15 protein-coding genes are annotated in these 13229 nt (G+C 58.5%); 4 read left to right on the top strand and 11 right to left on the bottom strand.

Features of this window, described 5'->3' with window-relative positions:
• Positions 1-10: 10 nt before the first annotated feature.
• Positions 11-1099 (bottom strand): AbrB family transcriptional regulator, encoded by a 1089-nt coding sequence (locus tag AO242_RS19355; RefSeq protein WP_099269992.1) that lies wholly within the window; start codon positions 1097-1099, stop codon positions 11-13.
• A 118-nt stretch (positions 1100-1217) separates the two neighbouring features.
• Here AO242_RS19355 and AO242_RS19350 point away from each other — a divergent pair, with 118 nt between their 5' ends.
• Positions 1218-2120, top strand: a complete 903-nt coding sequence (locus AO242_RS19350) for a LysR family transcriptional regulator (RefSeq protein ID WP_099269991.1) — start codon at positions 1218-1220, stop codon at positions 2118-2120.
• Positions 2121-2216: 96 nt separating this feature from the next.
• A complete protein-coding gene (locus AO242_RS19345) occupies positions 2217-2447 on the top strand; it encodes a hypothetical protein (protein ID WP_027900508.1) in 231 nt (76 codons plus the stop codon).
• 215 nt (positions 2448-2662) lie between these two features.
• Here AO242_RS19345 and AO242_RS19340 read toward each other — a convergent pair whose 3' ends face one another.
• The gene (locus tag AO242_RS19340) at positions 2663-3181 is read right to left on the bottom strand and encodes a nucleoside 2-deoxyribosyltransferase (RefSeq protein ID WP_027900509.1); all 519 of its coding nucleotides are present in this window, start codon (positions 3179-3181) and stop codon (positions 2663-2665) included.
• A 157-nt stretch (positions 3182-3338) separates the two neighbouring features.
• On the opposite strand from AO242_RS19340, the gene AO242_RS19335 reads away from it, so the two are divergent.
• Complete coding sequence (locus AO242_RS19335) at positions 3339-4994, top strand: VRR-NUC domain-containing protein (protein ID WP_099270008.1); 1656 nt, start codon at positions 3339-3341, stop codon at positions 4992-4994.
• A 361-nt stretch (positions 4995-5355) separates the two neighbouring features.
• Here the strand turns inward: AO242_RS19335 and AO242_RS19330 are convergent, their stop codons facing one another.
• The 9 genes from AO242_RS19330 to AO242_RS19290 are packed head-to-tail and all read right to left on the bottom strand — an operon-like array spanning position 5356 to position 12397.
• On the bottom strand, positions 5356-6057 hold the full coding sequence (locus AO242_RS19330) for a GntR family transcriptional regulator (RefSeq protein WP_099269990.1): 702 nt from the start codon (positions 6055-6057) through the stop codon (positions 5356-5358).
• 52 nt (positions 6058-6109) lie between these two features.
• Positions 6110-6877, bottom strand: coding sequence for an amino acid ABC transporter ATP-binding protein (locus AO242_RS19325; protein WP_306475057.1), 768 nt, complete (start codon positions 6875-6877; stop codon positions 6110-6112).
• Positions 6878-6896: 19 nt separating this feature from the next.
• Positions 6897-7670 carry an SDR family NAD(P)-dependent oxidoreductase gene (locus tag AO242_RS19320; RefSeq protein WP_099269989.1) on the bottom strand — a complete coding sequence of 258 codons (774 nt, stop codon included), beginning with the start codon at positions 7668-7670 and terminating at the stop codon, positions 6897-6899.
• Positions 7671-7685: 15 nt separating this feature from the next.
• Positions 7686-8663, bottom strand: coding sequence for an NAD-dependent epimerase/dehydratase family protein (locus tag AO242_RS19315; RefSeq protein WP_099269988.1), 978 nt, complete (start codon positions 8661-8663; stop codon positions 7686-7688).
• A gap of 34 nt (positions 8664-8697) precedes the next feature.
• Complete coding sequence (locus tag AO242_RS19310) at positions 8698-9369, bottom strand: amino acid ABC transporter permease (RefSeq protein ID WP_099269987.1); 672 nt, start codon at positions 9367-9369, stop codon at positions 8698-8700.
• A 7-nt stretch (positions 9370-9376) separates the two neighbouring features.
• Positions 9377-10048 (bottom strand): amino acid ABC transporter permease, encoded by a 672-nt coding sequence (locus AO242_RS19305; RefSeq protein WP_027900514.1) that lies wholly within the window; start codon positions 10046-10048, stop codon positions 9377-9379.
• A 23-nt stretch (positions 10049-10071) separates the two neighbouring features.
• A complete protein-coding gene (locus tag AO242_RS19300; RefSeq protein WP_218927847.1) occupies positions 10072-10938 on the bottom strand; it encodes a substrate-binding periplasmic protein in 867 nt (288 codons plus the stop codon).
• Positions 10939-10994: 56 nt separating this feature from the next.
• The gene (locus AO242_RS19295; protein ID WP_257153479.1) at positions 10995-11894 is read right to left on the bottom strand and encodes an allantoinase PuuE; all 900 of its coding nucleotides are present in this window, start codon (positions 11892-11894) and stop codon (positions 10995-10997) included.
• Between the two features lie 2 nt (positions 11895-11896).
• Positions 11897-12397: an ureidoglycolate lyase gene (locus AO242_RS19290; RefSeq protein WP_099269985.1), complete on the bottom strand. Its 501-nt coding sequence runs from the start codon at positions 12395-12397 to the stop codon at positions 11897-11899.
• A 376-nt stretch (positions 12398-12773) separates the two neighbouring features.
• On the opposite strand from AO242_RS19290, the gene AO242_RS19285 reads away from it, so the two are divergent.
• A partial coding sequence (locus AO242_RS19285; protein ID WP_373562235.1) for an IS110 family transposase occupies positions 12774-13229 on the top strand: 456 nt, incomplete at its 3' end.

The following is a 13229-nucleotide window of genomic DNA, read 5'->3' as shown; positions in this document are numbered from 1 at the left end:
TTACAGACACTCAGTGAGAAGTCGCGCTCTTGTCGGTCAGCCGGATGATCTGCCGGGCGAAGAACGCGCCCGTAAGGATCACGCCGATCAGGCGCAAGGTCTGCATGGCCAGCACAAAGCCGACGTCTGACTGGGTGTCGATGGCGATGATCGCCATGGCATCCAGACCGCCGGGGCTGGTGGCCAGATAAACCGAGAGATAATCCTTGTCCAGCATGACCGCAATCAACCAGGCTGACAGTGCGCAGAGTACGATCAGCAGCATTGAGCCAAGAATCATTGCCGGCATGCGACGCCAGACGTACTTGATGGTGGGGCGGTCGAAGCGCAGGCCAACGTAACTGCCCATTGCGCCATAGGCCAGCGTCAGCATCCACGAGGGCAGGGTGATTTGCAGGAGACCGCTCAACTGCAGAGCGCCACCGATCAGCAGTGGCCCCATCAAGGCACCCGCAGGGATTTTACCGGCGACGATGATGCCGACTCCGATCACCGCAAGACTCAAGGCGAAGTTCAGCAAGTTCATGCCTTCCAGCTCGATGTCTGCGCTATGGACTTCAGTGCCGCCGCCTTCCACGCCGATCAGCCGACTGACCACCGCACCGACCATCACGACGCAGACTACCCGCACGTACTGCATGGTGGCGACGACCCGCGAGTCGGCGCCGTAATCTTCCGACATGGCAACCATCGCCGATGCGGCACCCGGTGACGTGCCCCAGGCGGCGGTGCTGCCCGCGATCCCGGCGTAGCGCACCAGGCATAAACCGACGCCAGCGCTGAGAATGACCGTGAGTGCCGTGGCAAACAGCATGACGTGCCAGGAATGCAGGGCTGTTATCAGAACCGCCATGGTCATCGAGTGGGCAATCAGTACGCCGACCGTGCCCTGGCTTAGGCGAAACAGATTTTTGTGCAAGCGAATATTCGCGCCCATCACCCCAAAGCCGATGGCGGTCAGCATAGGGCCGAGAAACAATGCGGCGGGCATTTGCCAGTATTTGAGGAGTTGGCCGGCAGCCCCTGCGACCAGAATCAGGGCTGCCCATTGAATGGGTTTGGGCAAGGTGTGCAGCGAAAAGCCAGAGGCGCGTGACAAGGGGGTGGGCTCCGCGAGGCGAGCGAGACAGGACGCTCGTACGACAAGAGTATCGACACTTCAATCGATCAAGTCTATTTTCTAATAGTCATGAATTGATAACTTTGGTTGATGAATTATGGATCTTCGCGATCTTGCTTATTTTGAAACGATTGCCGAGTTGGGCCATCTGGGTCGAGCGGCGCAAAAACTCAATCGCAGCCAGCCTGCGCTGACCAAAAGCATCCAGCGGCTGGAGGAGTCTTTCGGCACCAGACTGTTCCAGCGCGATGGACGGCGGATCAAGCTGACTCCGGTGGGTGAACTTTTACAGGCAAGGGGCAAGGTTCTGCAGCAGAGCATCGCCCAGACCCAGCGCGAGGTTCGCGATTTCGCCAGCGGTGCCGTGGGAAATATTCGTGTCGGTTGTGCGTCTACCATGGCTGAATACCTGCTGCCGAAATTGACGTCGGCACTGCTGCAGCGTTCGCCGGACGTGACGTTGAAGATGGTCATCGGCCAGGACGACCTGCTACGTGAGTCCCTGCGTTCCGGGCAACTGGACATGATCATTTGCTCGCTGATCACCGACGACGAGCAGTTCGAGAGTTTTCCGATTCTCAAGGACGAAGCAGTGGTGATCGCCAGCAAGGATCATCCGATCTTCAAAAGCCGGTACAGCATGGCTGACCTGTGCGCTTATCGCTGGGTGCTACCGCCAACCGGCGTTTCATCGCGCAAATGGCTGGATCAGGCGTTCAGTGCGCAGCAGTTGCCGTTGCCTGTGGTTCAGATCGAGGCCAATTCGATCCCGTTATTGCCCGGTTTGATCGAACGCACCAGCCTGTTGAGTTTCACTGCCCGGGAGACCCTCGAATTTGGCAACAACATGCGACAGTTGCGTGAAGTGGTCGTGAAGGAAACGACGATGAAGCGCACCATTGGCTGCACCGTCCGTGAAGGCGGCTATCTGTCGCCTGCGGCGCAAGCCATGGTGCAGATGCTGCGTGACAGCAGCGAAGAATTTTTGAGCTGGAACTGACGCGGGTAGCTCCATTTTCCTACAGGCTGGGTTAGCCTGTGCTTACGCGGGCTCGTTGGTAGCGCTGGTACAGGGACATGATCAGGAGAGCAGTAGATGCAGACACATTCACCGTTTTATACGCAAGTTGCTCAGCAGCCGTTTTTTGCGCGCATCGACCATCAGTTCGGAGGTGATCAGTCGCCATTGAATGACGCCGACGCTGATGAAGATACCGACCCGGAAGCTTATCTCGACCTGGATGTGCTGGGCCTGGACGAGTTCAGTGACTCGGACAAGCTTGACCCGATTTTCAGCAGCGATGTGGGTTCTTCTTCGGTGAATTAAGAGCTCCGGGCGCACGTCGGCAGCTCTCGCCGAACAAATTGTAATTATCTGAATTCATACAGAACCGGTAGGACCGACTTTATTCGGGAAGAGGCCATTACGTTCGCCGCATTTTTATCGTCAGGAATGCGGTCTTCCCGGATAAAGTGGACGGCCACCCCGGGCGTCCCACGTGTCCTCTGTTTGCCGCGAGACCGCTCGGTGACAGGGAACACCTACAGATCTGACACCTGTCGGGCCAGATACAGCGACAGCGCCTCAACCGCCAGCTCCACTGTCGAACTGGAACCCGCCCACGTGCACGCCAGCATCAGGTTCCTGGGCAGCGCAAAATCCTCCACCAGATAGCCGTGTTCGTCGTAGCCATTCAGGTCGTGGGGCACCAGATCCCGAAGTGATTCCACCGGATCAAAGTAAACCCATACCGGCTTGTTCAGGGCGATGGCCATGCCGACTTCAAACGCCGTCCCGGAATCCGGCTCAAGACCGCGGAACACATTCAGGTTGGCCAGCACCGCCGTGCTGCGCTGAATCATGGCGATATTCATCGAGCAGATCAGTTGCGCAGTTTCCTGAGCAGAGAGCCCGGTGGGGACTTCGTTATCGAAAGGGTACATGCCTTCAAGGCCATGAGCGGTGCACAAGGCCTTGAGGTATTGGCCGTGCTCTATGGCATCTTTGCGAAACACATCAAACCCGGCCAGATAAACCCGTGGGGCGGTAGTGATCAGCATGATCGATCTCCGGCGTGACAGTTAACGTGCGTTGATTCTATCGCTTCACGCATTACGATATCGCAGACCATTTATCAGGCGATTTATTCAACGCTGGAATCTGTACGGATAAACAGTATCCTTGCGCACATGTCTGGTCTTGTTGCGTAGCGTTGCCGTGAATACGTCACCCTTGGAAAACCCGTTCTACTACCTTGAAAACTTCCGCCAGGTGCTGGGCTGGATTGCCCGGCGCTACGCGGATTTGCTTGATAACGAAGAACAGCAATTCATCGAGTGCTTTGCGCAACTGCCGCAAGCAGCGCAGGGTTTGCTGGTGCGTATGGTCATGCGCAAGGGCGAGCTGTTTCGGGCCAGCAAACTCAGCTATCCGGAACTGGGCGACACGCTGGAAGCGGTGCAGCCGCTACTGTTACACGGCTGGGTTGATCCGCGCCCGGCGCTCAACCTTGAACAGCTGTTTATCCTGTTGCGCAAGGCCGAGCTGGCTGCCTGTTTCAAGGCCCATGGCATCCGCGGCACCGAGCGAAAGCACGAGCTACTGGAGCTGCTGCAACCGTTTCATCAGGCTGCACAGACCCTGGACAGTTGGCATGCAGGGCTCGACGAAACGATTTTCGCCCTCAAGGTCATGCCGCTCTGTGACCGTTTGCGATTGCTGTATTTCGGCAATCTTTATCAGGAATGGTCCGAGTTCGTCCTGGCTGATCTGGGCGTTTACCGCTATGAAAAGGTTGAGTTCTCCCTGGACTCACGGACCATCAATGACCGTGCGGACATCGATACCTGCCTCGAGCTGCACGCCTGCCGTCAGGCGCTTGATGAGGGCGGTGAGCTGGAAGTGCTGGCGACCCGGGCGCTGGCCATCGACACGGGTAATCCCTGGCTGGAAATGCGGCGTAGCAAGACGCTGTACCAGATCGGCCAGCAGGCTGAGCGGGAGCAGGACTGGTCGTTGGCATTGAGCGTGTACGAGCGCAGCAACTATCCCGGTGCCAGGTCCCGGCGTGTTCGGGTGCTGGAGCGATGCGAAGATTATCAGGCTGCCCTGACGTTGCTTGAACAGGTTCAGGCCGCCCCGCAAAGCGATGCTGAATTGCAGCATTCGCGTCGAGTGTTACCACGGCTGCAACGCAAGCTTGGCCTTATCGATAAGGTCCGCCGGGTGACACGTAAAGTCGAGCGGCTGGATGTGAGCGTTGAACTGCGCGCGGATATGAGCGTTGAACAGATGATCCAGCTGCATCTGGCTGAAGAGGGCAGCGAGGTGTACTACGTCGAGAATGCGCTGATCAACTCACTGTTTGGTTTGCTGTGCTGGCCGGCGATTTTTGCGCCGTTGCCAGGTGCGTTCTTCCACCCGTTCCACAGCGGCCCCAGCGATTTGCACAGCCCTGATTTCTATCAACGTCGCGCTGCGCTGTTCGATGCCTGTCTGGCACAACTGGACGACGACACGTGGCAGGACACTGTTCGCCATCACTACAGCAGCAAGTCCGGCCTGCAATCACCCTTCGTCTTCTGGGGCACGTTAACGCCCGAACTGCTTGAACAAGCGCTGCACTGTTTACCGGTCGAGCATCTGCGTCACTGGTTCCGCCGCCTGCTGCTGGATATCAAAGCCAACCGGACAGGCATGCCGGACCTGATCCAGTTCTTCCCGGCCGAGCGCCGTTACCGAATGATCGAAGTCAAAGGCCCCGGCGACCGCCTGCAGGATAACCAACTGCGCTGGCTGGATTTCTGCGCCGAACACGATATGCCAGTGGTGGTGTGTTATGTGCAGTGGGAGGAGCACGCTATCCCGGTTTAGCCAAGACGGAAATGTAGATGCGATCTCCGGTAGGAGCGAACTTGTTCGCGAAATCGTGAGCCTGACGCTATGCCTCGCCAACAAAGATGGCTCTTATCAAACAAACTAAAACTATCTGATGGAATACTTTTCTGTAGGAGTGAGCTTGCTCGCGATAGCGTCAGTTCAGGCGATAAATTCGTCGACCAGGAAATCGAATCGCGAGCAATGTGGATCGCCACCCCGGTCACTCCTACAGGGGCAGTGTTTGCTGGGCGACAGCGAGGTGTCGGGGATATCGGGGCAGCACCTGGCGACCGAAGCTCTCTAGCCGCGTACTTGTGCGCGGCGAAAGGCCAGTGCTCAATGTCGTGCCACGTCTTCAACGCTTGATACCCACCGATTCCAGAAAGCTGTCCCGCGCACTGTTCAGGTGAGCGAGCATGCATTGCCGAGCTTGTTCCGGGTCACGCGCCTTGAGTGCAGCCACCAGCGCCAGGTGCTCGTGACAGGCAGGCAGGAAGCGCTCGGGGATGCGGGTGAGGTTGCGCATACGGATGCGTTTGTGGATTTCCCGGATGAAATGGCTCAGGGACTGATTGCCGCAATGGGCAAGAATCAGTACATGAATGTCGTCATCCAGATACAAGCCTTCATTTTCCCGTGACGGCCGGGCGACAACCTCCTGCAAACGTCTTTCGATCTCGTCCAGCGGCGCCAGAGGGATAGTCGTCGCTGCCAAGGCCGCCGCTTCGCTTTCCAGCATCAGCCGGATCGAGAGCAGTTCCAGGTATTCAGTGATGTCCACTTCGCGAACCACCAGCAAGCCATTGGGCAGCAGTTGCAGAACGCCTTCGCCCAGCAGCCGACTGATCGCGGCGCGCATGGGAGTGCGCGAGACTTCAAAGCGCTCGGCGAGCTTGCGTTCTTCAATCAGATCGCCCGGTTCCAGGTGCCGACTGGCAATCAGATCGAACAAGGCCTGATAGGTTTGCCGGGTCACGCTCTCGGCCGGGCGGCGGCTGGTGCCGCTGGGGCGCCGACTGCTGCCTTCTTCGGTAACTGAAGCGTCAAGATCGTTCATGGTGCTTCCTGCTTATGCATACGGTTTGCGATCACTGCTCGTCGATGTGAGGTCAATGCAATATATTGCCGAGAAACAGCCGCGCCCGCTCGGTTTGCGGCGCGCTGAAGAATTGCTCCGGCGCACTTTGCTCGACGATTTCCCCGGCGTCCATGAATACCACGCGGTCGGCCACGGTACGCGCAAAGCCCATCTCATGGGTGACGCAGACCATGGTCATGCCTTCCTTGGCGAGATCGACCATCACATCCAGCACTTCCTTGATCATTTCCGGATCGAGGGAGGAGGTCGGCTCATCGAACAGCATGACCCTGGGTTTCATGCACAACGCCCGGGCAATTGCCACCCGCTGCTGCTGGCCGCCGGAAAGCTGCGACGGGTAATGGTCGGCCCGGTGAGCGATATGTACGCGCTCCAGATAATGCCGGGCGCGTTCTTCGGCTTCGGCCTTGGGCAGTTTACGAATCTGCACCGGGGCAATCATCAGGTTTTGCAATACCGTCAGGTGCGGGAACAGGTTGAACTGCTGGAACACCATGCCGACCTCCTGACGCACCTGATGCACATTTTTGGTCTTGGCATTCAGGTCGTGACCATCGACCACGATGCGGCCTTTCTGGTGTTCTTCCAGTTGGTTGATGCAGCGAATCATGGTCGATTTGCCAGAGCCGGACGGGCCACACACCACGATGCGCTCCCCGGGATTCACATGAAAATCGATGTTCCTGAGTACCTGGAATTCGCCGTACCACTTGTTCACGCCGATCATCTGAATCATGGGTTCCGGGCTGGTCATTGCTGTGTTCGTTGCAGTGTTCATTGAAGGTAATCCTCTGCGATCAGCCAGCCATCCAGCCGCCATCGACCAATAGGTTCTCGCCGGTGATAAACGTTGCTTCGTCACTGGCCAGGAAAAGCGCGGCATTGGCCACGTCGTCAGGGCGACCCAGACGTGGCAGGGCAGTGCGCGATTGTGAGTACGCGAGCATTTCCGGGGCGATGGCCCGGCCGGTCTTGCCGGTGAGGATTTTCCCCGGTGCCACGCCGTTGCAAATAATGCCTTGAGCGGCGTAATCCACGGCGATCTGCCGGGTGATGTAGACCACGCCGGCCTTGGAGGTCCCATAGGCGACATCCTGTGGGCAGGCCACCATGCCGTGTTGCGAAGAAATATTGACGATACGACCGCGCACACCATCGAGCTCGGGCTGTTTGAGCATCGCCTCGACTACTTTGCGTGACATCAGGAACACGCCGGTGAGGTTGACGCCGATGACCCGGTTCCATTCCTCCAGGCTGGTTTCGGTCAAAGGTTTGCCAACGCTGACGGCGGCGTCATTGACCAGCACGTCGATTTTGCCGTCCCGCTCAATCAGTGCATCGACAGCGCGCTGGACATCGGCCTCTGATGAAACGTCCATGTCGACGTGATCGGCGACGCAACCTTGCTCGCGCAACAGGTCGATGGTCGGGGTTCCGCCTTCGCGCACTGTGGTGCTGAGGTCAGCCAGTAAAAGGCGAGCGCCTTCGGCGGCAAACCGTATTGCGATGGCGCGGCCGATGCCGGACGAGGCACCGGTGATGAGGATCGATTTATCAGTAAGACGGCCCATGCCGGAATTCTCCAGTTAGCTGGCAGCGATCTGTGATCGCCAGTGCAGGTAGTCGGTTGCGGCCTCGGCCAGGGAATGGGCGGGAGACCAGTCGGTGTCCTGGCGCAGACGCTCGGTGGATAACGCTGGACGGGTGCCGGGCAGTCCATACCGGACGGTGGCGTCTTCCGGGCGCTGCGCGAGGCGCGCGGACCAGGTCGGCCAGCGTTCGCTCAGGTGCGCGCACCATTGCGACAAATCGGTCTGAACCTCGCCGCCGACGTTGTAGAGCCTGTGCTTGAGGGTTGTGCTGGTCAGCAGCCGCGCCAGAGCGTCAGCTGCGTCACGGGAATAGATCCAGTCGGCCAGCAGACTGTGCGGCAGGCAGGCTTCCTGATGATTCAGAGCTGCTTCAAGGGTCTGGGTGTGGGGGCTCAACATGTCACGAACCCCGGTTGCGTATTCCCAAGGGCCAAACACCGGGCCCAGCCGTGCAATGCAAAGATCCAGGCCATGCAGCTCGGCCATGCGCAGGGAAATGTGTTCAGAAGCCAGTTTGCTGATGCCATAAAGGCCGGTGGGCTGCGGCCAGGCCTGATCCTCGCGGTATGTAGGCCCGGGTGGCGACGCAAAGCCGTAAACCGCTACCGAACTCACCAACAGCATCCGGCGTACTGACGGTTGCTCTGTACAGGCCAGGACCAGCGCGACGGTGCCATTGATATTGACGTCCAGCACGGTGCTGGCATCGCGGGTCTCGCGTTGCAGGTCCGGGGTGATCGCGGCGGCGTGAACTACCTGATCAACCGAATGCTGCGCCATGACGCTTTTTAACAAGGCCACATCGCGAATATCGCCCGTGACCTGTTCCACGACCCCTTTGGGCAAGGCGTCCAGCAATGCCGACGGCGCTGGCTGGCGATCGAAGAGCACCACGGGTTGTCCGTTGCGCAACAGCTGTTCGGCCAGTGCCAGCCCGATGAAACCACTGCCGCCAGTGATGAGAGTCGCCATGACTGCTCCTGAAAGTTGTGAAGGACGAACGTACTTAGCGAGTGACCAGCATCCGGCGTTCCAGGCGGGCGACCCAGCGGGCGAACGGCCAGAGCAGCACAAAGAAGATCAGCGCTGCGGCCATCAAGGGCGTGGGGTTGTAAGTCTGTTCCTGAGCCACTCGCGCCGAGCGCAGTAGCTCGGGCAGCGCCACCATTGCGGCGATGGAAGTGGTTTTCACCAGTTCCAGAGAGTTGCCCGCCAGAGGCGCGAACACATTACGGATCGCTTGGGGCAAAACGATCATCACCGCCAGCCGGAGCGGGCGAAAACCCAAGGCCCGAGCGGCTTCGTACTGACCCTGGGGGATCGATTTGACCCCGGTGCGAAAGATTTCGCCAAAATAGCCGGAGTGGTTGAGCACCATGGCCAGCACCGCGGCGTTGAACCCACTGATCTGCCAGCCCACGGAAGGCAGACCGAAGTAAATTAGCACCAGTAGCACCACCACGGGAAACGAGCGACAAATGTCGATATAGACCAGCACTGCTCCGCGCAGAGCCCGAATATCGAAGCTGTAGAGAATGGCCAGCAGCAGACCGGCGAGAAGCGCCAGGGGCAGGGTGACGATGCTCAACAGAAAGGTCAGTTTCAGCCCCTGAAGCAGCAGCGGATAGATCATCAGCAGCGAATCGAGGTTGGCGAAGTTTTCGAGAAACATATCCATGGCGATATCAGCGACCTTTGTGGCTGGAGTGTTCGAGCCAGCGGCTCAGGATCACCAGCGGGATGAACAACAGCAGATAGAACCCGGCCGCCAGGGTCAGCGGTGACGGGTTAGCCACGATGGACATGTAACTCTGGGCCTGACCCAGGGTTTCCGGCAGCGACACGGCAGTGCCCAGCGCGGTGCCCTTGCTGATGGAAATCGCCCGGTTGGTCAGCAATGGCACGGCCATGCGGATCGCCTGTGGCAACACGATCATGAACAGCGTGCGTAACCGGCCGAAACCCAACGCCTTTGCAGCGTCGGTCTGGCCTTTGGGTAACGCTTGCATGCAAGAGACAAAGATCTCGCAGGCAAACGCCGACAGCACAGCGCCCAGCGCCAGCACGGTTGTCACCAGTGGCGACAGCGTCACGCCCATGTACGGCATGCCGAAGTACAGGAAGATGATGATCACCAGCTGCGGCAAGGTGCGGAACACATCGACGTAGAAGGTGATCAGCCCGTTGACCCCGCGCAGTTGCAGCGAGCGCAGAATCGCCAGGGCCAGGCCGCAGGTCAGTCCGAAGACAATCACCAGCAACGACACCAGCACAGTCAGTCCGAACCCCGGCAGCATGGCGGGCAGGGCGCCCACCATCACTGGCAGATTAAAGAAGTTTTCGATCAACGCTTCCATTCAAGCTTCGCCTTTAGCCTGCTTCAGTTGCATACCGGTGCCGGGGACGTCGGCACGTAGCCTTTGAAGCCAGGAGCGCCGTAGCCTGGATAGACTGTGGTCACCGCTGAGCCGTCTTCAGGTTTCGCGCCGTACCATTTCTCGTGCAGGCGGGCCATGGTGCCGTCCATTTTCATGCACTTGATAACGTCGTCGACCTTGTTGCGGTACTCCTCGTTGTCGAGGCGGAAGGCATAGCCGAAGTTGCGCGGCGAACTGAGGTCCTTGAAGGCCACCTTGATCGCTTTGTTCTTGCTGGCGGCGTAGACAGTAGTCGGTACTTCGTTGATGGCTGTGAACGCGCGGTTGGTCATCAACGCCTGAACGGTATCGGGGAAGGTGTCGTAGCGCTGCACGTTGAATCCATACTTCTCGGCGTTCGCAGTGGCCCATGTGTCGGACATGGTGCCGCGATTGACCGCTACATCCTTGCCTTTGAGGTCATCGAAGCCTTTCATGTCGTTGGCCGCTTTAACCATGAAACCGTTGCCGGTGGACATGATCGGTTGCGAGAACAACATCCGCTCCGAGCGCTCGGCGGTGATGGTGGTCGGGTTGACGGTGAACTCGATGCGCTTGGAGAACAAACCGGCGAACAGCCCCGAGAAGTTGATATCCACGATCTCGACACCCGGACGCTTCAGACGCTTGGAGATCTCGCTGACCAGGTCAACGCCGAAACCTTCCGGGCCGCTGGTGCCGCGCATGATCCACGGGGCCACGCCAAAGTCGCTGCCTACGATCAGGGGTTTGTCCTGTGGGTGTTCAGATTCCTCTGCATGCAATCCGGCGGATGCCAGCATCAGGCTGGAAGTGCAGATCAACAGCGCCTTGCGAAATATTCGATTCATGGCCACGGGGTCGTCCTGTCTTTGAAGGTAAGAGCTTTAAAGGTGAATGGGTAAGGTCAGGCGCCGTGTTCGGCGTACCAGTGTCGGGCGAGGTCGAGCCTGCGGCAGACCCAGACCCGATCGTGCTGTTGCACATAGTCGAGAAAGCGCGCCAGCCCGGCGGCGCGCCCCGGGTGCCCGACCACTCGCGTATGCAAGCCCACCGACATCATCTTCGGCGCGGTCAGGCCTTCGGCGTAGAGCATGTCGAAGCTGTCGCGCAGGTATTCGAAAAACTGCTGCCCCGTGCTCATGCCGCCGCGAATGAACTTGGCGTCGTTGTTTGCCAGGCTATAAGGCAGGATCAGGTGGTTTTTTGAGTCAGCACTGTGCCAGTAGGGCAGTTCGTCGTTATAGGCGTCGCTGTCATACAGAAAGCCGCCTTCTTCAATCAGCAGGCGTCGGGTATTGAGCCCGGCGCCATAACGGCAATACCAGCCATAAGGACGCTCGCCGGTGGTTTCAGTGATGCTTTGCACTGTGCGCCGGATGCGTTCGCGCTCTTCGGCTTCGCTCAGCAGTTGATGGCGTTCCCACTTCCAGCCGTGGGCGCAGACGTCGTAGTTGAGATCGCGGATGGTTTGAGCCACCTCGGGGTTGCGCTCCAGCGCCAGTGCACAGCCATAAACCGTGGCGGGCATGCCGCGTTCCGAGAGCAGGCGGGCCAGACGCCAGAAACCCACCCGGCTGCCGTATTCGAACATTGACTCGGCGGCCAGATCACGCCCCTCGAACGAACCGGCTCCACCTTCAGTCAGGCCCGATTCGGTAAACCCGTCACCGTCATCGATGGAGGGCTCCGAACCTTCCTCGTAATTGATCACGAAGTTCAGCGCAATCCGCGCTCTGCCTGGCCAGTTCGGATGCGGCGGGTTAGCGCCATAGCCGATGAAGTCACGGGTGTGCTGTGTCATCAGTTTCAAGCCTCCAGCAGTTCGATGGGCGTTTGCAGCGGAGTAAAGACGTCGTCGTTCTGTTCCCCGGTGAAGGCCATGGACACCACGAACTGGGCACGGGCTTCAAGGACTGAAAGACCGTGGTGCCAGACGTTGCGCTTATAGGTCACGCCCTGATCGCCGCTGGCGCGGAACGCCTGCAGGGTGTGCAAGTCGGGCAGGCCACTGTCATCGGTGTGGCAAACCACAACCAGATAAGGACAGGCGTTGAGGGGAATAAATGTTTGAGCCGAGAAAGGATGGCGCTCCAGTGCCTTCAGTGTCAGCGGCAAGGTCACCGCCTGTTGCACGGTGGCGATCCACAGTTGTGGCTTGCGGGCATGGTCGGTGCGCTCAACGGCGCCAGTGACATGCTGACGACGCGGTCCATCACCCAGTTGGAGGACATTTCCAAAGGGTGCGAATGCTTCTGCGGTGAGCGGCTTTAATACCACCTGCGTCGGGCAGGCTGACGGAGAACTCATGAGCTGGAAGGCCTTGATCAACGAGCGTTTATCTCTGGATACAGGTGGTATCCCACTTGTATCTCGATAAAGCAGATTTGATGCCAAGGTCTATAAAGTTCGTCTAACTGACTGATTTAGATGGGCTTTAGTCTATTTTTGAAAGGGCGGAAGTGGAGTTATTCAGGGGGATGTGCACCAGCAAGTGCAGGCAGTGCGCTGCTTTGAGTCATGGGCCATGCTGCTCGAGCGGATCAAGGACCTGTAGGAGGGCAGGAGCAACACATAAGTCATTGAAAATATCGGGATCTCGTAATTGGATGGACTCGCCCAAGCCGAGGCGTCAGTAGCGCCACGGTGGCATTCTTAAGAAGCCAACGACAGCGAGGGCGAGTCCATGAAAAAGCATACGATCAAAAGTAACGCTTTGTCTTCAGCCGATGTGTCGGCTTGTTCAACAGTGGCTGTAGATCTTGCCAAGAACGTATTCCAGATAGCCGGAGAAGACGCCCTTGGTCAGGTCATTTACGAAGAGCGAATCAAGTCACGCGAAGCCTTTGTAGCCTTTTTACAAAAACTGCCGTCAAGCGTGACGGTGCTGATGGAAACCGGCCCTGGCGCACAGGCTTGGGCGCAGTTGCTGCAAGCTCAGGGCAATCAGGCGCGAATTTTACCGGCGCAACATGTCGCCAATCATCGCAGCGGCGCCAAGAATGACCGCAACGATGTCCTGGCGATATTGCGCTCGGGACGAGATGTAAACATTGCTTCAGTACCCGTCAAAAGTAACGCGCAATTGGCCATGCAGGCCCTGCATCGTGTTCGGCAAGGGTATGTAAAGCGGCGCACCGCA

It is taken from the genome of Pseudomonas sp. ICMP 561, assembly GCF_002699985.1.
Classification (GTDB): domain Bacteria; phylum Pseudomonadota; class Gammaproteobacteria; order Pseudomonadales; family Pseudomonadaceae; genus Aquipseudomonas; species Aquipseudomonas quasicaspiana.
Note: the sequence above shows the minus strand (reverse complement) of the source record. Positions and strands in the feature narration are given on the sequence as shown.